The following is a 24,808-nucleotide window of genomic DNA, read 5'->3' on the forward strand; positions in this document are numbered from 1 at the left end:
CGGGCATCAACCCGGGTTTTATTTTATAGATTAAGCAGGAATTTTCCTTGGCACTTCGCGATCCCAAAACCGGTGTGCAGCTATCATGCGCTCAAACAACGTCATAATTTTCGACACGGTATCAGTTACCAGTATGCCCTCCTTCAAAACCGTTTCCTCCGTATAATCGGCAGGAAGTTTTTTATAGAAGTAAGTTGCCTCCAAAACCTGCATCGCAGATTCATCGGCGGCAATGGCTTTACAGTGTTTAAATGCTTCGTTTAAAAAATGTACCGCATTCGCATCTGCTTCTAAAGTAGCCGAGCTATTTATTCCGCCAGGTAAATAAACCGCATCATAAAGTACTGAAGCCGCCGTTAAGAAGCTCTCATCTACCTGTATTTTTTGATCTTCTTCCGATATTATTTCACCAAGCTTCGGAGCAATAATGTGCACAATTGCACCTTTTGCTACTAATGCATCTTTAACATTGTTCAAAGCTTTTCCACTTACACCATCGGCAGCTAAAATGGCTATTTTTCGGGTAGATATGGTATCTTTTACTGTATTTGCCATGCTTAATGGCGCCGATATCGCTATACTTCCCTCCTTTTGTATCGGGGTATAATCATCAATATTAGCATCAGCAGGCACACTGTTGTTTAATTCTTCCATCGGGATATCCTGAACGTGCAATCCAAGTGCGTAGGCTACAGCCGCAGCCAGCGCCTTATCTACCTTGGCAAGTAAGCCCAGCATCCGTTGCCTGATGGGAATCATCTTTACTTTTCCGAGTTCAAAACTAAATGCATCGATTAAATGGTTTTTTTCAGCCTCAGACTGGCTGTTTAAAAACAGGCGTGCCTGTGAAAAATGGTCGAAAAAGCTCCGGCTACGTGCCCGAACTTTCCTGGCATCTATCCGTTCATTATAGCTAACAAAACCACCATCAGCTGCAGTAGTTTGCTGGGGCATATTAGATGCAATGCCATTAGGGCCATAACTGGTTTTTCCCCGGTTAATGGTTTGGCGCATGTAGCCATCCCGCTGGTTGTTGTTTACCGGCACAACAGGGCGGTTAATCGGAATTTCATGGAAGTTTGGTCCACCAAGACGAATAAGTTGGGTATCCGTATATGAAAACAAACGGCCCTGCAATAGCGGATCGTTTGTAAAATCGATGCCCGGCACAACATGACCAATGTGGAAAGCAACCTGCTCGGTTTCGGCAAAAAAGTTATCGGGGTTTCTGTTGAGTGTCATTTTACCAATGCGTTGCACAGGCACCAACTCTTCAGGGATAATTTTCGTCGGGTCGAGCAAATCAAAATCGAATTTAAACTCATCTTCTTCGGGCACAATTTGTACGCCGAGTTCCCATTCCGGAAAAGCACCAGCCTCAATAGCATCCCATAAGTCTCTCCTATGAAAATCAGGATCTTTACCCGAAATATTTTGTGCTTCATCCCAGGCTACGGAGTGTACACCTAGTAATGGTTTCCAATGAAACTTAACAAAATTTGACTCTCCTTTGGCGTTAATTAAACGGAAAGTATGAACGCCAAAACCTTCCATCATGCGGTAACTCCTGGGTAAAGCTCTATCGCTCATCAACCACATAATCATGTGTGACGACTCAGGTAATTGTGAAATAAAATCCCAGAAGGTATCGTGAGCAGAAGCTGCCTGCGGAATTTCATTATCAGGTTCAGGCTTAACGGCATGCACAAGATCGGGGAATTTAATGGCATCCTGAATAAAGAATACAGGCATATTGTTACCTACTAAATCAAAATTCCCTTCCTGCGTATAAAACTTAACTGCAAAACCCCGTACATCCCTGGCCAAATCTGTTGAACCTCTGGAACCTGCAACTGTAGAGAAACGCACAAAAACAGGCGTTTCTATGCCGGGATCACAAAGAAAGGCTGCCCGGGTTAAGTCAGACAAATCCTCATACACTTTAAAAACGCCGTGTGCGCCAGAACCCCTTGCATGTACAACACGCTCCGGAATACGTTCATGGTCGAAATGGGTGATTTTTTCTCTGAGGATAAAATCTTCAAGCAAACTCGCACCTCGGTCGCCAGCTTTCAGCGAATTTTGATCATCATTTATTTTTACGCCATGATTAGTCGTCAGCTTTTCGCCCGGACCATCCGCTACAAAGGCTTCTAATTTTCTGGTTTTTTCATTCTCCAACTGCACAGCATCGCCGTTGTTGGTTATTTTCTTTTTTGCCATATTGTTATTTGCTTATACTTCTTCGCTCGCCTTGTAATTAATTTCATTTCCTGCAATGTCAGAAAGCTTGCTATCCGCAGTTTTTTCTTCAGCAAGGGTCTGCTCTAGAATATCTGCCACTTCAGTTAAGGCTAAGGTGCCGGCGAGCTGAAAAAGTCCGTTATAGGATGCAATTTCATAATGCTCTACCTTTTGACAAGCTAAAATAATTCCAACATCTCTCGTGGCTGTTCCTGCGTCGGTTTCTTCTATAATACCTTCACCTTCTTTGGTTAAGCCTTCCATTGCATCGCACTTTTTAGCGATTGCTGGCTCGTTAAGCAATGTAAAAATTTCTTCGAGCCTGGTAACATGCCCTTTAGTTTCTGTTAAATGAGCTTCGAGTGCGGCAGCCAGCTCTGGTGAAGTGGTAGCAGAAATCATTTTTGGAAGTGCTTTTACGAGGTGATTCTCCGCCCAGAATAAATCGCGAATACCATCTATAAAAAGTTCTTTTAACGGTGATATTGTCGCTTCATTAGTTTTGGTGCTTAGCTTCGGTGCACCTGTCTCTTGTTTTTTCATGGTATATTTTGTTAGGAAGATTATTTCAGAACGGCTCCGGCGTCATCTCAAACTTGATTCCGCTTAAGCCTGTGCTTTTCTTTGTTAATCGTTTATAGAAAAAACTCCTTTTTTCATTAATGGTTTTACTTTTCTACGGGAATTAATACGGTACTTATACCTACCCCGCCGTGTAAATACTTAAAATCCATTTACAACTAAAGGTTTTAGCAGTGGCTACAAACATCCCTTTGTACAAAATGTTTATGTTGAACTATCATTTAACAAAAAACCCCATCCATTATGAATAAGGAAAAACTACATTTGGTGGGCAGGCTACTCATAGAAAACAAACTAACCGTAGCCTTCGCCGAAAGTGCTACCGCCGGCCGGATAACATCAGAATTTTCGCTGATAGATGATGCCGGAAAATTTCTAAAAGGCGGAATTGCTTGCTACGATGCGGCAATTAAGGAAAGTCTTTTAGATGTTCCTCACGAACTTATCGATAGGTTTACCCCCGAATCAATGGAAGTTACCAGAGCCATAGCTTATGGTCTCGATAAACGTATCCCAGCAGATATCTATGTTGGCATCACCGGACTTACTTGTCCCGGAGGTAGCGAAACCGAACAAAAACCAGTCGGCACTATGTTCATTTATGCCTGCAAACACCTGGAGCACATTTTTTCTGAGCGAATGAATTTTAACGGCGACCAGGAAGATATTGTAAAGGCAAGTGTTGAACGCTGTGCAGAACTGCTTTACGATAACCTAAGAACTTAACGATGGGCGCACTAAAACGAACAGGTAAAACCTGGCTCTACCGCAATAGTCTTTCGGTATTCTTTATCGGGATATTTCTGCTCACACTCGCCGCCCAGGCTTTAACAGGTTGGAACGAACATAATAATGAGCTTGAAGAACTTGGCGCAAAAGCGATTTCTTTACCGAAATACCTGTCGAGCGGTCATTTTATTTCGGCAACATTCGAAAATTTTGAAAGTGAATTTCTTCAAATGGCGCTCTATGTAATGCTTACTATTTCCCTCAGCCAAATTGGCTCTGCAGAATCTAAAAAAATTGATGAGGCTGAAGACGTAGACCGCGAACCGAAAGCTCATTCGGCGGCACCGTGGCCTGTAAGAAAAGGCGGCTGGGTACTTAAACTGTATTCAAATTCCCTTTCAATAGTGTTCGCTTTGCTTTTCATTACCAGCTGGGTGCTTCATTTTTATGGAAGCTGGCAAGACAACAATGTAGAACTGATGCTTAAACATAAGCCCTCTGTAAATATGTCGACTTACCTAGGCCAGGCAAACTTTTGGTTTGAAACCTTTCAAAACTGGCAAAGCGAGTTTCTGTCTGTTGCTTCAATTGTTATCCTTACGATATTTTTAAGGCAGAAAGGTTCGCCAGAATCAAAACCGGTTGATGCACCAAACCTGGAAACCGGCAAGTAAATTAAACAACAAATAACCACCACGCTTCGCCATTGCGCCGAATAAAAAATTGGTAAAACTAAAGGACTTAAAGTCGGGTTTAACAAAAACATTATCTTAACTATGGAAAACATCAATCAACTGATAATCCCTGCTGCAAGGCTCGGCGAAATAGAAGTTATTCAAGAACTGATAGAACGGGGTGTCGAAATCAATTTTCGTGATGAAAAAGGATACACCCCTTTAATTATTGCATGCTACAATAACCAGCTCAACGCGGCTGAACTTTTATTATCAGCCGGCGCAGATATAAATGCAGCCGACCTTGGAGGCAATACCGCTTTAATGGGCGCTAGTTTTAAGGGTTACCTCCCAATTGCAAAGCTTTTGGTTGCCAACAAAGCCGACCTTAATCTACAACACGGAAATGGTGGCACCGCATTGATGTTTGCCAGTATGTTTGGCCGAAATGACGTGTTAAGCTTTTTGCTGACCGCCGGAGCCGACACAACAATTGCAGACAACCGCGGCCAGACCGCTTACGATTTGGCAGCTATGCAGGGAAATAATGAAGGCTTAACCCTGCTTGAACAACACTCCGTTCGCTGCAACGAAATACTATAACCCAGAAGCCCCTTCACTTAAACATTCAGTAAAATAATTATGGAAGCTACGCATCTACAATCCATTCGCCGTGATGGCACGAAAGAAAGTATTTGGCAAACAGCCGAAAAACAAAGCATCACTACTAATTCCAGCCTTTTAGGGACGGATATTTTTGATGTTATTATTATTGGGGGCGGAATAACTGGGATTACCACAGCACTCAACCTACAGCGTGAAGGTAAAAAATGTCTGCTCATCGAAGCTAAAAATCTTGGCTTTGGAACTACCGGAGGCACTAGCGCACACTTAAATACCTTTTTTGATGCTACCTACCCGGAAATAGATAGCGACTTTGGCAAAGATGCCTCGAAACTAATTGCAGCTGCCGGAAAACGTGTGATTTTGGCAATTAAAGGAAATATTGATAGTTTGGGAATTGATGCGGACTTTAGTTTTCGTGATGGCTATTTATTTTCGCAGGATGAAAAGGAGACTAAGCAACTTAAAGAAATACTTGCATCTTCGGTAGAAGCCGGTACTGAAGTTGAAGAAGCCGATACCAATGGAGTTGGGATAGCATTTGACTATTCGGTAAAATTTAGTAATCAGGCGCAATTTCATCCGCTAAAATACATCAATGGCCTTGCCAGGGCTTTTGAGGCGCTGGGCGGGCAAATTTTAGAAAACACCTTTGTTTCTGATACCAAATTTTTGGATGGTATTCACCAGGTAAAAGCTGCAGATAAATCATTTAGCGCCAGGAATATCGTTTGGGCAACTCACATTCCGCCGGGCATAAATATTTTATCGCTCCGGAACGCACCTTACCGAAGCTATGTACTCGCTGTGCAGTTGTCGGATGGAAATTATCCGGCTTGTCTTTCATACGATATGAAGGAACCTTACCATTATTTCCGGACGCATGAAATTGAAGACCAAAAATATCTTCTGGTTGGAGGTGAAGACCATAAAACCGGACACGACGACCCGGAGCAGGCATTTGCCGCATTGGAAACTTATGTGAGGCAAAATTTCGCCGTCGATTCCATCAGTTATAAATGGTCTTCGCAATATTACGTGCCAGTAGATGGGCTTCCATACATTGGTAAACTCCCCGGCGCTGAAGAAAACATTTATGTTGCCACAGGTTTCAACGGAAACGGAATGATTTTCGGTACGCTATCAGCCGAAATCTTAACCGATCTCATCTTAAACAGGGAGAACGAATTGTCTGAACTGCTGAGTCCATCGAGGTTAAAACCAGTTGCCGGTTTTACTGAGTTTGTTAAAGAAAATGCAGATGTTGCCTACCACTTCGTTGCAGACAGGTTTAATAACGAAGCCTTGGAAACTTTGGATAACTAACATCTAATATAAAGTACAATTGAGCATCATGCTGATGGAAGAGGAAATTTCTTCGGGAAAATTCTTCGTATAAAGCCAATTGAATTGTTCACCTACATCAAATTTGATGTAAATCAGGGCAACAAAGTTTTTTCGTTGGTAAGTTATCAAACATCGCAACTGGGCGATAAAACAATTTTAAAGTATAGCGAAGACTTAATGTATCCGATTTCGGGCATTAAAGAAAGAATTTTCAGACGACAGATCGAGAAACACCTTGCTATCATCAGCGAGCTCGCTTCAAGTGTGCAACAGACGGGCAGTTTGCAAGATAACATAAACCAATTGCTACATACACAGAACCTTAGCTATGAAACAAAGTAGAAAAAACTACAGGTGTATAATCGTTGATGACGACCCTAATTTTATATTTTTGTTGTCTAACTACCTAAAAGAAATACCGAAACTGGCATTAATAAAATTTTACCTCAACCCAGTTAGGGCAATAGATGATTTTGATAGTTTTGAAGATATAGATTTCTTGTTTTTAGATATAAGAATGGGCAATAGTTCAGGGCTGGATGTTGCGGTAAGCCTCAGACCAAAAGTGAAATACATTGTTTTTATTACAGGTTGCAATCAATTCGCATTGGATGCCTTCCAGGCGGGAGGCGACCACTACCTGGTTAAACCGGTGTTTTTCTCGAAATTTCTTGATACCATTAACAACATTATAAGAAAGGAATATAAAAACAATCTTCCAAGGTTTTCACCACAACATATTCTTTCGGTTCCTAAACTACAACGCAACTGATTTATTTTGCCGCTTAACAAAAATGAAAAGAGGGAAGAATTTTGTTGGCACTTCTGGATGGAATTACCCACACTGGCAGGAAACATTTTATCCACCGGAAGTTACCAAAGATGGGCAACTTGCTTTCTATACCCAAAACTTTACATCGGTAGAATTAAACAATTCATTCTATCGCCAGCCAACCTTAGAAAATTTTATTAAATGGCGGGAAATTGTTCCAAAAAATTTCATTTTCTCAGTTAAGGCAAATCGGTTTTTCACGCACATGAAAAAGCTGAATGTAAACCGTGTAGACCTGGAAAGGTTCGTGGCATCATGCGCTGTACTTGGAGAAAAATTAGGCCGAATCCTTTTCCAGCTACCACCAAAATGGAAGTTGAATATCGAACGCTTAGAAAGATTTCTGAATTTGTTGCCAGCAGGTTATCGGTATGCATTTGAATTTCGCGATACTTCGTGGTACAACAATCAGGTATATGATACACTCAAGGCTTATAATTGTGCATTTTGTATTTATCATTTGGCCGGACATCAATCGCCACTTGCCGTCACCGCTGATTTCACTTACATAAGATTGCATGGCAGTGGCCAAAAGTACCAGGGAAGCTACGATTTGCAAAGCCTCTACACCTGGCTGGATTTTGCCAGTAAGCAGCTGAAAGAAAACAAATATGTGTACCTGTATTTTGATAACGATGAGAAAGCCTATGCCGCTTTTAACGCCATGCAGTTAGAAGGATTATTCCGGGAAAAAATTAAAATTTAATTTAACAGTCCTATTATTCTGGAATATTTTCTTCTCGGCATAGAGAAACCACAATAGTCGAATCACCATAAACGATTGTTATTGTCGTTACATTAATTTCCGCCTTTACACCTAACTTTGCTCAATTTCTTTAAGGCTATTCATCTTTTTATAAGCGAGAAAACCTTTAATGTCTTCGAAATGTTCGCGAACGCGTTTATTTCCAAATTCAAATACTTTTTGAGCCAGGCCATCAAGGAAATCCCTATCGTGCGAAACAAGAATCAGTGTACCGTCGAAATCTTTCAGTGCATCCTTAATAATATCTTTAGTTTTCATGTCTAAATGGTTCGTCGGCTCATCCAGAATTAACACATTAACGGGTTCTAACAGCAACTTTATCATTGCCAAACGTGTTTTTTCGCCACCAGATAACACCTTTACTTTCTTGGTTGTATCATCGCCGCTAAACATAAAAGCACCTAACAAATCCTTAATTTTAATCGTGCCATCGCTTAGTGGAATTTGGTCTATGGTTTCGAAAACCGTCAAACTTTCATCGAGTAAAGCAGCTTGATTTTGAGCGAAATAGCCGATTTTAGCATTGTGACCAACTTTCAATCCTCCTTCAAAGTCAATTTCGCCCATTATGGCTTTTATCATTGTCGATTTTCCTTCGCCGTTCTTACCCACAAAAGCTACTTTTTCCCCTCTCTCAATTACCATCGATGCTTTCTCAAAAACCGTATGGTTGCCATACGTTTTTGTAAGTTCTTCTACCATTACCGGATATTGACCAGAGCGTGGAGATGGTGGAAATTTTAAACGCAATGCCGATGTATCCACTTCATCAATTTCGATTACCTCAAGTTTTTCCAGCATCTTTACCCGCGATTGTACTTGCAAAGTTTTGGAATAAGTACCTCTGAATCTGTCTATAAATTCCTGATTATCTGCAATAAAACGTTGCTGCTCTTCATAGGCCTTTAACTGGTGTAATCTGCGATCTGCACGTAGTTGAAGATAATGGCTGTATTTCGCTTTGTAATCATAAATTCTGCCCATAGTAACTTCTATGGTGCGGTTAGTAATGTTATCTACAAAAGCACGGTCGTGTGAGATAACCATAACCGCTTTTGCCGAATTAACGAGAAAATCTTCCAGCCATTGTATACTTTCGATATCCATATGGTTGGTTGGCTCATCAAGTAAAATCAAATCGGGCTTTTTTAGCAGAATTTTTGCGAGTTCAATCCTCATGCGCCAACCTCCAGAAAACTCGGAAGTTTGCCTGGTAAAATCTTTTCGTTCGAAACCTAGGCCTTTCAATACTTTTTCTACCTCTGCATCATAATTTATTTCCTCAATCGAGTAAAATTTCTCACTCAGTTCCGATACCCGTTCAATAAGCTTCATGTAGTCGTCCGTTTCATAATCGGTACGGATGGTAAGCTGTTCATTCAGTTCGTCTAATGCTTTCTGCATCAGGTTTACCTCTTCAAATGCCTTCATTGTTTCCTCAAAAACAGTAACATTATCTTGTGTAAGCAAATGCTGAGGCAGATAGGCAATTACAGCTTCTTTCGGGCCGGTAACATTGCCGGAAGTTGGTTTGGTAGCACCGGCAATAATTTTTAGCATGGTTGATTTGCCTGCCCCGTTTTTACCCATCAGGGCAATTTTATCATTTTCGTTTATAGAAAAAGTTACGTCGCTGAAGAGCGTAGTTCCGCCAAACGAAACTGAAATATTATTTACATTAACCACTAAATGAGTATATTTAATTGAGCCGCAAAGATAGCAGAATTTGCATAAAATACCGATTGAAAGGAAAGCTATTCTATTTGCAAAAGCTCAAATTTCAGCGCTTTTTTCAGAGTTGTTTTTTGTTGAGCATAACTTATATCACCTTAGCTTCCGGAAAGTGCAAACACATGGCAGTCGCCTTTACCGAACTCATTGGGCAAATGACTTACCAAAATGACCGTCGTTTTTTGTTCCTCGAACAGGCTTTTCAACCGCGTTGTAATCCGTAATTTCAATTCAGAATCAAGCGCTGTAAAAGGTTCATCCAACAATAAAAAACGGGGTTTTGTAGATAAGGCCCTGAGTATGGCCAAACGTTGTTGCTGCCCGCCGGAAAGTTGTTTTGGATACCGCTTTCTGAACTGGTTCATTTCACCAAGTTCAAGTAAACTACTCATGTATGAGGCATCATTCGTACCAAATTTAAGATGCTGCTCAACCGTCATATTCGAGAAAAGCGCATAATCCTGAAATACAAAACCAACCTCACGTTCCTGAACTCTTTTCGAGAATTGTTTTTCTTTATCAAACCAAACTTCTTCATCAACTGAAAGCGTTCCGTTATCCGGGGTGGTTAAACCGGCAATAATTTTTAATAAGGTTGTTTTGCCTATCCCTGAAGGGCCAGAGATTTGTGTAATGGTATTTAGCCGGAAAGCCGTATCTACCTTAAGCCTGAAACCACCATACCTACCGCCGATCTGTTTTTCGATATTAATATTTATCATTCGAAGGGACTTTTAACAGCATTTCTGTTGAGCACAAAAACACCAATTACAATGATAAAAGTTATTGCAAAAAGAATAAGCGCATAAGCGTTGGCTGCGCTGTAATCCAACGTTTCAACGGCATCGTAAATTGCTATAGAAGCTACTTTTGTTTCTCCCGGAATGTTTCCACCTATCATTAAAACAACGCCAAATTCTCCCAGCGTGTGCGCAAAAGTAAGTACCGCGGCAGTAAATACAGCGGGTTTAATGTTTGGCAAAAGCACGTAAAAAAAGGTTTTCATTTTGGATTTGCCCATAACATAAGACGCTTCTGACATAGATTTTGGCAGGTGAGAAAAGGCTGCCTTTAGCGGACTGACCATAAATGGAAGGCTATAAATAATCGATGCCAGTATAAGGCCTTTAAAAGAGAAAACGAGCTGCAGGTTGAAATGCTGATGCAACCAGATGCCGAATGCATTGTTCGGACTAAACGCGATTAGCAGATAAAAACCAAGTACTGATGGTGGCAAAACCAGCGGCATGGTTATAAATGCCTCAATAATCAGCTTAAAAATATTTTGTTTACGCGACAGCCAGTAAGCAACTGGTATCCCGATAAAAAGTAAAAAAATTGTTGTTATCGTGGCAAGCTTAATGCTCAGCCAAATCGGCTCCATTTCCATCTGTTAACTGTTATTATTTTGGAAGGTGATAACCATTATTCGAAATGATTTTTCGTGCGGATGCTGAGGATAGATAATCGTAAAATTTCTTTGCATGACTATTGCCCGATTTTTCGCTTGATTTTAGTAAGATAACTCCCTGCTCAATTACATTGTAACTTTTGGCCTCAACCCTCGCCCATTGAAACCCGGATTTACCAGTTTTTTCGTATAGAAACGATTCTGTTGTAAAAGCGATGTCGGCAACCTTCGTTTGCAGGTAGTTATTTACCTGAGCAATACTTTCTCCGAATACGAGCTTTTTATTAACCTTGTTGTCCAAACCGTAATATTTTAAAGCTTCTGCTGCAGCCTTGCCATATGGTGCAGTTTTTGGGTTTGCTATGGCAATTGTTTTCACCCCTTCAGTCGCCAACATTGTTTGCCATTTTTTAAAATCGCCGCCGGCAAAACCACAAACTATTAAACTACCTAACGCATAAATTTTAGGCTTCGCAACGCCCAATCCCTCACTGTACAGTTTCTTCGGAAATTCATTATCAGCTGATAAAAAGACCTCGTAAGGTGCTCCATTCATAATTTGGGCCGTTAGTTTTCCCGATGCGCCAGTAATTGCTTCAGTTTCTATGCCGGTTCTTTTTCTAAAATCGGCTTGCAATTTTTTAATTACGCCCTGCGCATTAGCAGCTACCGCGATACGCAGTTTCTGAGCAGCTGAATCAAAACTTGCAGTAATTAAAGCCAGCGTAAAAATACTGAAACAAAGATATTTTAATTTTATCATGGCAATAAAATTTGTGGTTATGTTATTTCGCGATGGCTATTTTCATGCTAACAACCTGCCTCATGCACCTGGCCGCCCTTTTATCATTTTGCACTACAATTTTAAAGGGTCCCTCAGAAGTTTCGAGCGGCACATCATCAATCGTATCAGCGAGTATAATTTTATTATCGGTGAAGTCAGAATCTAACTCGGCAAGCGCAAAAACAACCTGATAACCATCACTGGCCGTTGCGATAACATATTTTTTCAGGTTTTCCCCATGAAGTTCCTTTCCTGTGCTTGCCCCGGCTGCAGATAGTAACGCAGAGAGCAAAACTCCTGAATATTGGTGTTCTTTATTATTTTTATCCTTCCTGATAACCGTTATTCTTGGCATTTTTTTTAAATCGGCCTGATCTAAAGAAAGCGGTTTTGAAAGCGCCCCACTAATTTTTACTTTGCCTTTTTCTTGTGCAACGGCAATAGAAACCGTGCCCAAAATAAGGAATAGCGTAATAATCGCAGAGGAGAAATGGTTTTTCATGTTGAATTATTGAGGAGATTTGAGATATGCTTCCTTGCAAAGGTAAAATCTGTAAGGAAAATAAAGCATGCGGTACAATCTTTTTTTTCTTGCTTTAACTTTGGGCCGGCTATTCCAGTTTTAGTTGTGTTATATTCGGGAGTGCATTGAATTTAAAACACTACAATAAAGCAACCTGTTATATCGATACAAATTAGACAACAACCTTTGATTTCGGCACTATTTACGTTAATTTTAACCGGAGCATTTATTTTTCCCGTTTACACTACCCTATGAAAGAAATTGCAGACATCATTCTCGCTAATAAAAACGCCATTAAAGAAAACCGAAAAGCGGCCCTGGCTACCGTTGTAAAGGTCGAAGGTTCATCTTACAGGCGTCCGGGAGCAAGAATGCTTATCACCGACGATGGCAATTTAACCGGTGCAATAAGCGGTGGATGTTTGGAAGGCGACGCACTTCGGAAAGCATTGTCTGCAATCCATCAGGGAAAAAATAAACTCGTTACTTACGACACAACCGATGAAGATGATGCGAAATTTGGTGTTCAACTGGGCTGCAATGGCATTGTACACATTCTTTTCGAACCAATTTTTAACGAAGAGGCTATAAATCCCATCGAAGTTTTGAAAGCCGCAAACGGTAGAAGGGAAAATTGTGTAGTAGCGACATTATTTTCCATTGAACAAAAAGAGCAGCCGGGAACTGCACTATTATTTAGAGAAAATGGGTGCCTGGAAAAACTGCCTGCCGAAATTTCGGGAGCCGTAAAAAATGATTCATTTGATGTCTTGAAACTACAGATATCACGGTTCGAAAATTATTCAATCGCTGGAAATGAGTTTGATGCCTTTCTTGAATTTGTCCCTCCTCCTGTTCAGCTTATTATTGCAGGTGCAGGAAACGATGCACAACCATTAGCCGAAATGGGGAATATATTAGGATGGGAAGTGATTGTAGCCGACGGACGACAGACACATTGCTCAACTCAAAGATTCCCTAAAGCAAAACAAGTTTTAGTGGTCAAACCAGAGCAACTTTTACCACAAATAGAAATGGACGGACAAACCGCTTTCGTACTTATGACGCACAATTATAATTATGATTTAGCGCTTTTAAAGTTACTTCTGGAAACTAATGCACCGTACATTGGCACGCTCGGCCCAAAAAAGAAGCTAATCAGAATGCTTGAGGAACTTAATAAAGTTGAAGAGGAATTTAGGGTACATGGACCAATTGGATTAGACATAGGCGCAGAAACTGCCGAAGAAATCGCGATTTCCATTATTGCTGAAATTAAGGCAGTGCTTACAGGCGCTTCGGCAGGAATGCTCAAAGAGAAGAAAAGTCCGATTCATATCTATGATTTGAAACAGAATTAATGGGTGTAGCAATCATTATATTGGCGGCAGGTAATTCTGCCCGGCTCGGTAAACCCAAACAACTGCTTACTTTTGGCAGAAATACTTTGCTGAATAATGTCATTTCTGAAGCACTGAAAACACAATTCAGGCCAATAATTGTTGTACTTGGTGCTTACGAAAACGAAATTAAGGCGGCGACCATAGAAACTGACGTTATATTTGTATTGAATGAAAACTGGGAAAACGGAATGTCTTCCAGTATTTCAATTGGCTTACAGGAGGCGTTGAAGGCTAATGCTGAACTCGAAAGTGTAATTTTGGCCGTTGCCGACCAGGTTTACCTGAACGCAGCAATATTTGAGCAGTTAGTTAGTACAAAGCAGCAAACCGATAGTAGCATTATTGCTTCTGCCTATTTGCATACAAAGGGAACGCCTACTTTATTTGATAGAACACACTTCGAAGAACTGCTCAACTTAAAAGGTTCGGATGGTGCAAAAAGTATAATAAAACGTAATCTGAATGATATTGTTACAATTCCTTTCGATTTAGGTGCGGTTGACATTGATACAGAAACAGATTATAACAATTTAATCAACAATAAATGATAGCAGATTCGTTTGGAAGAGTGCATGATTATTTGCGGATATCATTAACTGATAATTGCAATTTCCGCTGTTTTTATTGCATGCCGGAAGAAGAATATGATTTTACGCCAGCCTCAAGATTAATGCAGCCTGCTGAGGTGCTTGCACTTGCAAAGATTTTTGTAGAACAAGGGGTAAAAAAGATTCGTTTAACCGGCGGAGAACCACTTGTGCGAAAAGATGCCGCGGAAATAATCTCGGCACTCGGAAAACTTCCTGTTGAGCTTGTAATAACCACCAACGGAACCCGCATTGCAGAAATGTTGCCAGTGCTAATTGAAGCAGGCATTAAAACGGTAAATATCAGCCTGGATACCCTCCAGCCTGAAAAATTCTTTATGATTACCAGACGCGATGTTTTCCATCAGGTAAGAAGCAATATAGAATTATTATTACAGCACAAAATAGTCGTAAAAATAAACATGGTAGTGATGAAAGGCCTCAATGATGGTGAAATTAAAGACTTTATCAATTGGACTAAACATAATCCAATTCAGATTAGGTTTATAGAATTTATGCCTTTTACAGGAAATAAGTGGACAAGCAACAAGATGTTTTCATTGCAGGAAATTTTAGACGTTGTAGAAAAAAGCTTTGTGGTTTTACCTGTAGAATCTTCTCCTAACGATACCGCGAAACATTTTATGATTCCTGGTCACGAGGGTTCTTTCGCAATAATAAGCACCATGACTGCCCCATTTTGCAGCACTTGCAACCGCATGCGTTTAACTGCCGATGGAAAGTTAAAAAACTGCCTTTTCTCCGATGGGGAAACCGATTTGCTCCACGCATTGAGAAACAAAGAAGATGTGCTTCCATTAATCATGTCTTCAATATGGAGCAAGAAAAAAGAACTCGGCGGACAATTAGTTGCGAATTTTGAAAACCTTGATACAGAAGCAATTAAAAACCGTAGCATGATCACAATCGGAGGATAAATGATAAGTGTTGAAGAAGCAAAAAAGCTTATTAATGAGCATACGCCGCATTTAAAACCAATTGTGAAAGCCCTCAGTCAGGCTTCAAATCATGTTCTTGCAGAAGATGTGTACGGGGCTTATGACATTCCGGCTTTCAGGCAATCGTCTATGGATGGCTACGCTATTAGCTTTGAAAGTACAAAAATTGAACTCGATTTGGTTGGAGAAATGGCCGCCGGAACGGAAAAAATGCTGTCTTTAAAACCTGGCGAGGCCATCCGGATTTTTACGGGAGCTCCACTCCCTGAGGGCGCAGACACGGTTATCATGCAGGAAAAAGTTATCAAAACTGGAAATAAAATCCAGGTAAATGATGAAAAACTCACATCTGGCGCCAATGTTCGGCCGGTTGGTGCAGAAATTAAAGCAGGTGAACTCGCCATTGAAAAAGGGAATGTGCTCAGCCCAGCGGCATTGGCATTTTTAGCAGGTATCGGAATTTATGAAGTAACGGTTTTCCCAATGCCGAAAATTTCCATAATTCTAACAGGTAATGAGTTGCAAAAACCCGGACGACCACTAAAATTCGGTCAGGTTTACGAATCGAACTCTTACTCGCTTTCGGCTGCGTTGAAGAACGAAGGCATTACGGATATCGAAATTTTAAATGCCGAAGATTCTTTAGAAAAACTTACTGATGTGTTTGAAAAAGCTTTACAAGCTAGTGATGTTGTATTGCTGACCGGCGGTGTAAGCGTGGGCGATTATGATTTTGTTCTCCAGGCTTCGGTAGCTTGTGGAGTAGAACAACTATTTCATAAAGTGAAACAAAAGCCGGGCAAACCTTTATTTTTCGGCAGGCAAGCGCAGAAAATTGTTTTTGGTTTACCCGGAAATCCGTCTTCGGTGCTAAATTGCTATTATAACTACCTGGTACCGGCGATAAAAAAGCTTTCGGGTAAGGCAGTTCATTTGAAGGAAATTAAAGCAGTGTTAACTCATGATTACAAAAAACCCGGTGGCCTAACTCATTTCTTAAAAGGAAATTATCGCGATGGTAAAGCAACGCCCCTGGCTGCACAAGAATCCTATCGCTTAAGTTCGTTTGCCATAGCAAATTGTTTAATTGAGCTTCGCGAAGCACAAGAAAGTTTTAATGCCGGCGATGTTGTAACCGTAATCTTGATTTGAAAATAGAAAAAATGCATATAGAAATAATCAGCTTTGGAAAAATTTCGGAATTGATGGATAATCAAACCATCGAAATTGAAGGCGTTGGCAATACTGATGAACTGCAACAATATCTGGAGAAAAAATATCCAGCCCTGAAAGAAATGAAATACAAACTGGCTTTAAATAAAAACATTGTCCAGCAAAATGCTCAACTTAAAAACCACGACTGCATTGCGATAATGCCACCATTTTCGGGAGGTTAAAATGAATACAGACAGATATCAAAGGCAAATTATTTTGAAGGGTTTCGGCAACGAGGCACAGAAAAAGCTTAGCAAAGCAAAAATACTGGTCGTTGGTGCAGGTGGTTTGGGTTGCCCTGCCCTGCAGTATCTGGCCGCGGCCGGCGTGGGTTGTATTGGCATTGCAGACCATGATGTTGTAGAAATTTCCAACCTTCACCGGCAGGTATTGTTTGGCCTGGCGGATGTCGGATTATTGAAGGTTGATGTAGCAGCCAACCGGATTAAGCAACTTAACCCCGATGTAAAAGTTGATTTCTACCCCATTTCAATCGACAAATTAAATGCACTGGAAATTATAAGTAAATATGATTTAGTATTTGATGGAACGGATAATTTCGAATCCAGATACATTATAAACGATTCCTGCACAGCATTAAAAAAGCCTTTGGTGTTTGCAGCTGTTTCGGGTTTTGAAGGGCAGTTAGCTGTTTTTAACTTAGATGATGAACGAGGAATTAATACCAATTACCGCGATTTATTCCCAGTACCGCCAAAGGCTGGAGAAATTCCAAATTGTGCAGAAAACGGGGTTCTTGGCATAGTTCCTGGTGTTATCGGCACCATGGCTGCCGGCGAAATCATCAAAATAATTACCGGAATTGGGAAACCTCTGGCGAACCGACTGGTTCATTACAACATGCTCACTCAACAACAATATGAAATTACGATTTCACCCTCCGATGAATATAGAAAGATGAACTCCGAAGCCGATTTTATCGAAGTGCACAAACCTAAGTTAACCGAAAATTATATTGAGATCGATGTGGATGAGATGAATGCTTTGCGTACTCGTCCCTCAACTTTGGTAATCGATGTTCGCGAGCGACACGAATTTCCGCGGTTAAATACTAGTGTGTACAGGCAAATACCGATGTCAGAGTTCGAAAGCTTTGCAACATCCGTTATCAATGAAGAAAACATTGTTTTAATTTGCCAACATGGTGTACGCAGTATAGGCGCAGCAGAAATCCTACATCAAAAATATAAAGGAACAAAAAACATATTCAGCCTAAAAGGCGGCATTGCCAAATGGCGGAATTATTTTTTAAACCAGTAAGATGAGCGAAAAAAAAATTAAAAACATATTTGTAGCCGGGCCAATAACGCCCGATTTCATTGCGAAGAGTATCGCCAATCACGGCTCTAAAACAGGTATTGGTGGTCACAGCATTTTTATGGGCCAGGTGCGGATGGACGAAATAGACGGAAAGCTGGTTTCTGCAATAGATTACACCGCGTACGAAGCACTGGCCTTAAATAAGATGCACGAAATCAGGGAGGAAATTTTTAGCAAATATCCGCTCAGTTGCATGCACATACACCACAGTTTGGGCGAAATTACGGCCGGCGAAATTTGCCTTTTTGTATTCACCTCATCAAAACACAGAAAACCTGCAATTGATGCCTGTAACGAGCTTGTAGAAAGAATTAAGGCCGAACTGCCGATTTGGGGAAAAGAGATCTTTGCAGATTCATCGCATCAATGGAAGGAAAACATTTAATATGGTAAACATCACTAAAAAATCCAATACCTTACGCAAAGCAATTGCAAGTGCAGCTTTATCCGTTTCTAAACAGGAAACAATTGATGCGGTTGTTAACAGAACCGTGCCTAAGGGCGATGTGTTCGAATTTGCCCGGGCGGCCGGCTTGTTCGCGGTAAAAAAAACAAGTGATGTTATTCCAGATTGCCATCCCCTGCCTATAGAATACACAGGCATTACATTCGAAATCAACGGCTTAGAAATACAAATTTTCGTTGAAGTGCATACCATTTATAAAACCGGAGTTGAGGTTGAGGCGATGCATGGCGCTTCGGTTACTGCATTAACGATGTACGATATGCTAAAGCCGATTGACAAAGGCATCGAAATAAGAAATGTAAAACTGCTGGAAAAGTCTGGAGGAAAATCGGATTTGAAGCATAAAAAGTTTCCAGAACTTAAAGCTGCCGTTGTAGTTTGCTCTGATTCTGTTTTTGAAAAACGAAGCGAAGACCAATCGGGCAAAGCCGTAATTGCACGACTCGATCAGTTCGGGATTGATACCCTTAAGTATGTAATTGTTGCTGATGAAGTTGAAGAAATTCGAAAGCAGGCAAATGCGCTGGCTGGCGCTGAACATCAACTTTTAATTTTTAGCGGGGGAACAGGTTTATCGCCACGCGATGTTACGCCCGAAGCCATCCTACCACTTCTCGACAAAAAAATTGATGGAATTATGGAAACCGCGAGGCGTTATGGCCAGGAACGTATGCCATTTGCCATGTTATCAAGAGGCGTTGCAGGTTTTATTGGCGGAACACTTATTTTAACGCTGCCAGGCTCAAAAAACGGCGTCGAAGAAACAATCGACGCCCTTTTTCCACAAATATTACATCTCTTCAAAATTAATAAAGGCCAAAAACATTAATCGTTCGTAACCCGCGATTTCTCAAGGTGTTAACTGTTAAAGCTCTTTTAATAAAGATTGTATAGATGCTCTCTTCTGATAATTAGGGTCAAAATGCACAAATTTTATCTTGCCAGTACGATTAATGATGTAGGTTGCAGGGACAGGAAGCGTGTGCCGCGTGTTGCCATTGTTCGCTTCTAAATCGATACCGTAGCCTTTGTACTTTGAAAATGTTGCGTCGTCCATCGTAAAATTTACGCCGTAGGCTTTCATAATCTCGTCGTTTTTATCTTGAATAATCGAAAAGCCTGCACTGGTTTTCTTTATTGTTTTCGCAATATTTTCACTCGTTTCTGGCGTAACACCAATAACATAAGCATTTTTAGCGGTAAGCATTTGCAACGAATCCTGTAGTTCCTTAACGTGTTTATTGCAATATGGACACCACTGACCACGGTAGAAAAACACCACGACAGATTTATGCTCCTTTAGCAAGGATTTTAGCGTAATCTTTTTACCATTTTGATCTACACCACTAAAAGCCGGGGCATTTATTCCGGCCGATAATCCCTTTTGAGCATTTGCATTTAATACCGTTGCGGTAAAAAGCGTAATAATTAGTACAATTCTTTTCATAATATATTTTAAAAATTAGCGGGGGATTATTTTTCAATCCCACGCCTGTTTTACATTTTACTTTTCGACATTTTATCTTTCGACATCGCAGATTTCCCTGCGTTTGTTTTTTTTGCTCGAATCTGCTTTCATTTTCGACATTTTGCCTTTCTCCATTTTCTTCTTCTCCACTTTGTCTTTGCTCATCTTCGACATTTTTTCTTGCTGTGGACCATAAGCAAAACTTGGTAAAGAAACGGATAAAACAACCAGAGCTGAGAAGAAAAGCTTCATGGTAGCTTTTAGGAATTGATTTTTCATGTTACTGAGTTTTTGTTTCCAGCTTAGTCGCCGTACATCAAAACTCCTTACAAATCCTTTAATTTTTATTCATTTCGCTTTCAATTCGCTCCTTCAGACTTATTTTAAACTGGTCATCAAGCTTGAGATTATTAGCCTCAAAACCAGCAATCAAGCGATTAACCAACATGCTTTGGTGTTGGTACGTTTTGCAAACAGAACATCCGGCAAGGTGTATCTGCAACTGTAGATTTTCTGCGGCAGAAATTTTCCCAAACATTTTTTTCTCTATTAAAAAAGTTGCCTGCCGGCAATTGTACATTATTTTTTTAAGTGTTCCGGTCATCATCAGTTCCAATATTTTTGAAGGCATGCCCTCAGGTTTAGTTTTGTGCGATGCATAATTACCCAAAAATTGGCATCTGTAATTTTTAATTCAAGGCAAATTTTTTCCGATGCTGAATCATCCATATGTTTCATGGAAAAAACCGAGAACCATAATGGAGGCAATTTTTTAAGGCAACCATCTAATATGGCGCCGAGTTCCTTCATCATCAAAGGGTTGTCTGTTTCAACACCGAAAGCTTTCGGCGCATGTAAAGCATTCCAATGCCCGTTTTCATTATCGAAGAAATCCTGTTGTTCTCTTTCAGAATGCGCTATTTCACGTAAGCCTTTCGAAGCCTGTTTCCGGTAAAAATCTGCAATCTTATTCCTCAATATCGCCGTTAGCCATGTTTTCTCGCTACTTTCTCCCCTAAAAACCTTTAGTTGCTGCAATGCAGCTAAAAAAGTATCCTGCACTATATCTCTGGCAATTTCCTCGTCCCTCAGTTTTGAAACCGCAAAATGATAAAGGTAATCAGCATAGGTGTCAACCCAATTTACAGGATCGCTAATATTTTTATCGCCCGCAATGAAGTCTTGTTTTTCTTGAGCCATTTTTTTGATTACATTGTATAAATATAATGCTTAACCCTTTTAGTCGCACCAAACTTGAATACCTTACAATATATTTTGTTTTTTGTAAGGAGTTTGCCAAGGCTGCGACTAAGGCGTAAAATGGCGCTGATGTTTAAGCAAACAATTAATTTCCTGAACTGTCTGCGGTGGCAATCCAGAGATAAAATTCCGTACATCTAATAAAAACCAATGAAAGAAATCAAGGAAAAACATGCTTTTTTAATGCGATGGACTCATTGGGTAAATTTCCCGGTGCTTTCTGTTATGATTTGGAGTGGGATTTTTATCTACTGGGCGAACGATGCCTATGGAATTTCGATATTCGGCGTTACCTTTATTAAGTTTTTTCCGGAATGGTTTTACAACTATTTTCACGTACCACAGCGTTTGGCAGAAGGCATGGCTTATCACTTCCTGTTTATGTGGTTCTTTTTCATCAATGGCTTGCTTTACATCATTTACACCATTTTTTCTGGTGCGTGGCGAGAACTTATTCCGCAGAAAAAATCATTTAAAGAAGCGTGGCTGGTTTTGCTGCATGATTTGCATATTAGAAAAACTGTACCGCCGCAAAATAAATACAATGCAGCACAAAGAATTGCATACAGCGCAATTATAGTTATGGGTTTTGGTTCTGTTATAACCGGACTCGCCATTTACAAACCAGTGCAATTTTATTGGCTTTGCTGGCTTTGCGGGGGCTACCACTTCGCAAGAATAATTCATTTTACGCTCACTATTGGATATGTATTGTTCTTTTTAATACATATTGTTCAGGTTGCGCTTGCAGGATGGAACAATTTCCGCTCGGTTATTTCGGGCTTTGAAGTTGTGGATCATGGTTCAAAAATTACAGAAGAAAATAATACTGAAGATGGAAAAACCCATTAAAGAAAAGGTAAAGATGCCGCTTACTGTTGAGCAGAAAATAAAGCGCCGGAATTTTATTTCCTTTACAACATTTCTTGCCTTGGGCGGTGGTGCATTCGCAGGCTGGAAGTGGCTGCTGCACTCGCCCGAAGAAATACCTGGCGTTACCGGAGGCGCAAAAGCACCATTGAGAAGGGCTTTAAATAAAACCGAACTTTTCTTTCGCAACTTTTTTAGCAATGGCCACCTGGCAAAAACTTATCCAAAAGAAAGGGCAGCAAAAAAAGTTCGTATAAATAGCCTTATCGGCATAGAAGACGACGAAAGTTTTGACGAAAAAAACTGGAAACTCGAAGTAAAAATCTCGCCGTTGCAATCAATTAAAATAGGCATTGAAGAAATAAAAGCTTTGCCTAAAACCGAGCTCATTTTTGATTTTAAATGTGTTGAAGGCTGGGATCAGATACAACATTGGGGAGGCGTTCGACTTAGCGATTTTTTAACACATTTTAAGCTTGATGGTCTTGCAGAAAACAACTATATGGGTCTCGAAACGCCCAATGGTGCTTATTACGTTGGTTTGGAGCGTGACAGCGTGTTGCATCCGCAAACCATTTTGGCTTACGAAATGAACGGACAACCAATAACTGCCGCACACGGGGCACCGTTAAGATTAATCATTCCAGTTAAGTATGGCATCAAGAATTTGAAAAGAATCGGGTTAATGTCATTCAGCAACAGTCGCCCACATGATTATTGGGCAGAGCAGGGCTACGATTACTATTCGGGCTTATAGAAAAAGCGTTCGCTTAATTGCTTCAAAAAAATATCCATCGGATGTTTCAAGCAAACACGGCCTAAAATTAATAATCTAAATCTTTTTTAAACCTTGGTTTTCCAGACAATGTTATTTAAGTAACGCATAAAATCGGTGTTTACAAAAATAATACAAGATGAGAAAATACAAGATTGGAATTATTGGATATGGCGGCTTCGGCAGGTTTTTACATTATTGGTGGTCAAAGCTTGATGAAGTAGAAGTTATCGCAATTGCCGAATCTGGAAAAGGTTTCGAGAGCGCTAACAGCTGCAGAATTTATTCGAATTGGAGAGAATTAATAAACGATCCTGAAATTGATATTGTAAGCATTGTTACGCCACCGGGGCTACACGCTGAAATGGCCTGCGAGGCAATGAAAGCGGGCAAACATGTGCTGCTCGAAAAACCTGTTGCAATTACCGAAGAGGGTGGCAACCAAATTATAGAAACTCAAAAAGAAACCGGCAAGGTAATAACGGTTGACCACATGATCCGTTACAATCCTATTATCCAGTCTTTCATGGAATTAAGCCGGAATAATGCATTTGGCAAGCTCAGACAAGTCGTTGTAAATAATTATGCCCAAGATGAAGCCCTACCGGCAGGCCACTGGTTTTGGAACAAAGCGCTGTCAGGCGGCATACTGGTAGAGCACGGGGTGCATTTCTTTGACATCGTTAATGCAATTGGAAACCAGCAATATAAGGAAGTTTATGGTTCCTCAAGTTCTCGGAATGAACAGCAAACCGACCGCGTAGCTGCTTTAGTTTTATATGATGAGGGCTTGATTGCGAGCTATTACCATGCCTTTTCTGGTCCGGGTTTATTTGAACAAACAACGATACAGCTGGCCTTTGACCTTGCAAGGATAGAAATTGAAGGCTGGATGCCGATGAAAGGATCTTTAAAAGCTTTAGTTAATGACGAAACTAAAAATAAATTGAGTGCTATTCCGGGCTGGAACGCCACAGTTGAAAGTCCGTTGAGTTCGTTAAGAGATGTTTCGAGGCCAGAAGGTTGGGGTGATACCGATGTTCCTGAAGAACACAATTCGATTAATTGTGGCGGAATAACCTATGATGTAGACGAGATGGTTTCAGGCACTTTTGAAATTAATCAAACCAAGGGGAAGTTTACGGAAAGTGTGTTCAGTCAATCATTCTAGACATCACAAAAAAAATCGAAAATCAGGATCACCAACTAAAAATAACGGTAGAAGACGCTTTCGAAAGCCTGAAGATTGCACTTCTTGCTTCGAAATAACCTGGGTTCAAAACAAACCAGAATTTAGCGCATGCAAGCAGCGACTAAAATACGCGGATACCACAGCATAAATACCTGATGTTCTAACTGCTAAAACATGACGGCATTTATCAGGTTTTTCTAATTAGTAAATTAAGATGCCATGAATATGAAAAAGGATCAACAAAGTGCAGACGACCACGAAGAAGTTAAGAACGCAAATATTGGCTTACAAGCCTTTAGTGAGGAAGAGGAGGACGTAAGCGGTGGACAACTTGGCGGACTAAAAGAGGATGGAGACAATGTTGTGCCCAGCGAGCAGAATCCGGTTGAGACCGTTAGCACGCAACAATTAGACAAAAAATGATTTTAGCCAGAAGCTGATGTTGAATGCATTTCTTATCAAATGCGAAAAAAAAAATATTAAAAACTTCAACTTTTACTATGAGTATCATACCTAGAAAATTACATGGAATAATCGATTACGTGTGGACAACTGTGATGTTTGAGATGCCTTTTTTGTTGGGATTTGCAAGCGTAACGCCAGCAGCCGCATGTTTTTTCATCGCAGCTTTAAGTACTTTAATCATCTCTCTTTTCACAAACTATGAAGTCGGCGTTTGGAAAAGGCTCCCAATGGCTTTCCATCTCGATATGGATATGGCGCTCGGCCTCACACTCGCAATTTCGCCCTGGCTTTTTGATTTTTACCAGCAGGTGTTTTGGCCACACGTTTTAATGGGCGTATTTGCCATCGTAGCAGGCTTTGTAAGTGAAAGTAACTCACTAATTACCAACATTAATGAAGATTTTAATGGGTAGTCATCTTTAGCGATTGACTAGGGTCTCGCGTCAACACAAAACTTTATCGCCAACCATAATGTTATTTTCATAGCCTATAAAAAGGCTAAAATGTTATCAATTATTTCGAGTAACAACTTGATAAGGTTTGTCGGTTAAAAGCCTTCG

The 24,808-nt window shown here is 40.4% G+C and carries 31 protein-coding genes; 20 read left to right on the forward strand and 11 right to left on the reverse strand.

The features are described from left to right. Positions 1-30: 30 nt before the first annotated feature. Positions 31-2,223: a catalase gene (locus ASG14_RS09265; protein WP_056870772.1), complete on the reverse strand. Its 2,193-nt coding sequence runs from the start codon at positions 2,221-2,223 to the stop codon at positions 31-33. 12 nt (positions 2,224-2,235) lie between these two features. After that, on the reverse strand, positions 2,236-2,787 hold the full coding sequence (locus ASG14_RS09270) for a ferritin-like domain-containing protein (RefSeq protein WP_056870773.1): 552 nt from the start codon (positions 2,785-2,787) through the stop codon (positions 2,236-2,238). Positions 2,788-3,069: 282 nt separating this feature from the next. Here ASG14_RS09270 and ASG14_RS09275 point away from each other — a divergent pair, with 282 nt between their 5' ends. The 7 genes from ASG14_RS09275 (at position 3,070) to ASG14_RS09305 (ending at position 7,738) form a co-directional block, all read left to right on the forward strand. Beyond that, entirely contained in the window at positions 3,070-3,552 is a 483-nt protein-coding gene (locus ASG14_RS09275) for a CinA family protein (RefSeq protein ID WP_056870774.1), read from the forward strand. A 2-nt stretch (positions 3,553-3,554) separates the two neighbouring features. Next, positions 3,555-4,229 (forward strand): DUF6766 family protein, encoded by a 675-nt coding sequence (locus ASG14_RS09280; RefSeq protein WP_056870775.1) that lies wholly within the window; start codon positions 3,555-3,557, stop codon positions 4,227-4,229. A 102-nt stretch (positions 4,230-4,331) separates the two neighbouring features. After that, positions 4,332-4,832 (forward strand): ankyrin repeat domain-containing protein, encoded by a 501-nt coding sequence (locus ASG14_RS09285; protein WP_056870776.1) that lies wholly within the window; start codon positions 4,332-4,334, stop codon positions 4,830-4,832. A gap of 39 nt (positions 4,833-4,871) precedes the next feature. After that, positions 4,872-6,179, forward strand: a complete 1,308-nt coding sequence (locus tag ASG14_RS09290) for an FAD-binding oxidoreductase (RefSeq protein WP_056870777.1) — start codon at positions 4,872-4,874, stop codon at positions 6,177-6,179. An 84-nt stretch (positions 6,180-6,263) separates the two neighbouring features. Further along, positions 6,264-6,542 (forward strand): hypothetical protein, encoded by a 279-nt coding sequence (locus tag ASG14_RS09295; protein ID WP_056870778.1) that lies wholly within the window; start codon positions 6,264-6,266, stop codon positions 6,540-6,542. Next, positions 6,529-6,972 carry a LytTR family DNA-binding domain-containing protein gene (locus ASG14_RS09300; protein ID WP_056870779.1) on the forward strand — a complete coding sequence of 148 codons (444 nt, stop codon included), beginning with the start codon at positions 6,529-6,531 and terminating at the stop codon, positions 6,970-6,972. Before ASG14_RS09295 ends, ASG14_RS09300 begins: the two co-directional genes overlap by 14 nt. 22 nt (positions 6,973-6,994) lie before the next feature. Further along, the gene (locus ASG14_RS09305) at positions 6,995-7,738 is read left to right on the forward strand and encodes a DUF72 domain-containing protein (RefSeq protein WP_056870780.1); all 744 of its coding nucleotides are present in this window, start codon (positions 6,995-6,997) and stop codon (positions 7,736-7,738) included. Positions 7,739-7,849: 111 nt separating this feature from the next. On the opposite strand, the gene ASG14_RS09310 is transcribed toward ASG14_RS09305, so the two are convergent. The 5 genes from ASG14_RS09310 to ASG14_RS09330 all read right to left on the reverse strand — a co-directional run bounded on the left by ASG14_RS09310 (position 7,850) and on the right by ASG14_RS09330 (position 12,226). Next, positions 7,850-9,484, reverse strand: coding sequence for an ABC-F family ATP-binding cassette domain-containing protein (locus tag ASG14_RS09310; RefSeq protein WP_056870781.1), 1,635 nt, complete (start codon positions 9,482-9,484; stop codon positions 7,850-7,852). A 143-nt stretch (positions 9,485-9,627) separates the two neighbouring features. Further along, entirely contained in the window at positions 9,628-10,251 is a 624-nt protein-coding gene (locus ASG14_RS09315) for an ATP-binding cassette domain-containing protein (RefSeq protein WP_056870782.1), read from the reverse strand. Next, positions 10,248-10,913: a molybdate ABC transporter permease subunit gene (modB, locus tag ASG14_RS09320; protein WP_235528549.1), complete on the reverse strand. Its 666-nt coding sequence runs from the start codon at positions 10,911-10,913 to the stop codon at positions 10,248-10,250. The genes ASG14_RS09315 and modB overlap by 4 nt, the downstream gene beginning before the upstream one ends. Before the next feature lie 19 nt (positions 10,914-10,932). Further along, a complete protein-coding gene (gene modA / locus ASG14_RS09325) occupies positions 10,933-11,703 on the reverse strand; it encodes a molybdate ABC transporter substrate-binding protein (RefSeq protein ID WP_056870784.1) in 771 nt (256 codons plus the stop codon). A 22-nt stretch (positions 11,704-11,725) separates the two neighbouring features. After that, positions 11,726-12,226: a molybdopterin-dependent oxidoreductase gene (locus ASG14_RS09330; protein ID WP_056870785.1), complete on the reverse strand. Its 501-nt coding sequence runs from the start codon at positions 12,224-12,226 to the stop codon at positions 11,726-11,728. A gap of 272 nt (positions 12,227-12,498) precedes the next feature. On the opposite strand from ASG14_RS09330, the gene ASG14_RS09335 reads away from it, so the two are divergent. Genes ASG14_RS09335 through moaCB form a run of 8 tightly spaced genes read left to right on the forward strand, consistent with a single transcriptional unit; the run spans position 12,499 to position 19,047 of the window. Next, positions 12,499-13,608 (forward strand): XdhC family protein, encoded by a 1,110-nt coding sequence (locus ASG14_RS09335; protein ID WP_056870786.1) that lies wholly within the window; start codon positions 12,499-12,501, stop codon positions 13,606-13,608. Next, on the forward strand, positions 13,608-14,198 hold the full coding sequence (locus ASG14_RS09340; RefSeq protein ID WP_056870787.1) for an NTP transferase domain-containing protein: 591 nt from the start codon (positions 13,608-13,610) through the stop codon (positions 14,196-14,198). Before ASG14_RS09335 ends, ASG14_RS09340 begins: the two co-directional genes overlap by 1 nt. After that, on the forward strand, positions 14,195-15,175 hold the full coding sequence (moaA, locus tag ASG14_RS09345) for a GTP 3',8-cyclase MoaA (RefSeq protein WP_056870788.1): 981 nt from the start codon (positions 14,195-14,197) through the stop codon (positions 15,173-15,175). The genes ASG14_RS09340 and moaA overlap by 4 nt, the downstream gene beginning before the upstream one ends. Continuing rightward, entirely contained in the window at positions 15,176-16,348 is a 1,173-nt protein-coding gene (gene glp / locus ASG14_RS09350) for a gephyrin-like molybdotransferase Glp (RefSeq protein ID WP_056870789.1), read from the forward strand. A gap of 11 nt (positions 16,349-16,359) precedes the next feature. Next, on the forward strand, positions 16,360-16,593 hold the full coding sequence (locus tag ASG14_RS09355; RefSeq protein WP_056870972.1) for a MoaD/ThiS family protein: 234 nt from the start codon (positions 16,360-16,362) through the stop codon (positions 16,591-16,593). A gap of 1 nt (position 16,594) precedes the next feature. Continuing rightward, positions 16,595-17,692, forward strand: coding sequence for a ThiF family adenylyltransferase (locus ASG14_RS09360; protein WP_056870790.1), 1,098 nt, complete (start codon positions 16,595-16,597; stop codon positions 17,690-17,692). Between the two features lies 1 nt (position 17,693). After that, positions 17,694-18,137 carry a molybdenum cofactor biosynthesis protein MoaE gene (locus ASG14_RS09365; RefSeq protein WP_056870791.1) on the forward strand — a complete coding sequence of 148 codons (444 nt, stop codon included), beginning with the start codon at positions 17,694-17,696 and terminating at the stop codon, positions 18,135-18,137. A gap of 1 nt (position 18,138) precedes the next feature. Next, entirely contained in the window at positions 18,139-19,047 is a 909-nt protein-coding gene (moaCB, locus tag ASG14_RS09370) for a bifunctional molybdenum cofactor biosynthesis protein MoaC/MoaB (protein ID WP_056870792.1), read from the forward strand. Positions 19,048-19,083: 36 nt separating this feature from the next. Here moaCB and ASG14_RS09375 read toward each other — a convergent pair whose 3' ends face one another. From ASG14_RS09375 to ASG14_RS09390, 4 genes are all read right to left on the reverse strand, one after another. After that, complete coding sequence (locus ASG14_RS09375) at positions 19,084-19,665, reverse strand: peroxiredoxin-like family protein (protein WP_056870793.1); 582 nt, start codon at positions 19,663-19,665, stop codon at positions 19,084-19,086. Between the two features lie 72 nt (positions 19,666-19,737). Continuing rightward, a complete protein-coding gene (locus tag ASG14_RS09380) occupies positions 19,738-19,965 on the reverse strand; it encodes a hypothetical protein (RefSeq protein ID WP_056870794.1) in 228 nt (75 codons plus the stop codon). A 58-nt stretch (positions 19,966-20,023) separates the two neighbouring features. Further along, positions 20,024-20,317 carry a hypothetical protein gene (locus ASG14_RS09385; RefSeq protein WP_235528550.1) on the reverse strand — a complete coding sequence of 98 codons (294 nt, stop codon included), beginning with the start codon at positions 20,315-20,317 and terminating at the stop codon, positions 20,024-20,026. Then, the gene (locus tag ASG14_RS09390; RefSeq protein ID WP_056870795.1) at positions 20,293-20,886 is read right to left on the reverse strand and encodes a sigma-70 family RNA polymerase sigma factor; all 594 of its coding nucleotides are present in this window, start codon (positions 20,884-20,886) and stop codon (positions 20,293-20,295) included. The genes ASG14_RS09385 and ASG14_RS09390 overlap by 25 nt, the downstream gene beginning before the upstream one ends. A gap of 210 nt (positions 20,887-21,096) precedes the next feature. Between ASG14_RS09390 and ASG14_RS09395 the strand changes: the two genes are divergently transcribed. The 5 genes from ASG14_RS09395 to ASG14_RS09415 all read left to right on the forward strand — a co-directional run bounded on the left by ASG14_RS09395 (position 21,097) and on the right by ASG14_RS09415 (position 24,661). Continuing rightward, a complete protein-coding gene (locus ASG14_RS09395; protein ID WP_082491490.1) occupies positions 21,097-21,798 on the forward strand; it encodes a cytochrome b/b6 domain-containing protein in 702 nt (233 codons plus the stop codon). After that, complete coding sequence (locus tag ASG14_RS09400) at positions 21,782-22,573, forward strand: molybdopterin-dependent oxidoreductase (RefSeq protein ID WP_056870796.1); 792 nt, start codon at positions 21,782-21,784, stop codon at positions 22,571-22,573. The genes ASG14_RS09395 and ASG14_RS09400 overlap by 17 nt, the downstream gene beginning before the upstream one ends. 157 nt (positions 22,574-22,730) lie before the next feature. Next, the gene (locus ASG14_RS09405) at positions 22,731-23,762 is read left to right on the forward strand and encodes a Gfo/Idh/MocA family protein (RefSeq protein WP_056870797.1); all 1,032 of its coding nucleotides are present in this window, start codon (positions 22,731-22,733) and stop codon (positions 23,760-23,762) included. 246 nt (positions 23,763-24,008) lie between these two features. After that, positions 24,009-24,206, forward strand: a complete 198-nt coding sequence (locus ASG14_RS09410) for a hypothetical protein (RefSeq protein WP_157274886.1) — start codon at positions 24,009-24,011, stop codon at positions 24,204-24,206. Between the two features lie 77 nt (positions 24,207-24,283). Further along, positions 24,284-24,661 carry an SPW repeat protein gene (locus tag ASG14_RS09415; protein WP_162238726.1) on the forward strand — a complete coding sequence of 126 codons (378 nt, stop codon included), beginning with the start codon at positions 24,284-24,286 and terminating at the stop codon, positions 24,659-24,661. Positions 24,662-24,808 lie beyond the last annotated feature (147 nt).

Source organism: Pedobacter sp. Leaf194, from assembly GCF_001423945.1.
In the GTDB taxonomy this organism is placed as follows: Bacteria; Bacteroidota; Bacteroidia; order Sphingobacteriales; family Sphingobacteriaceae; genus Pedobacter.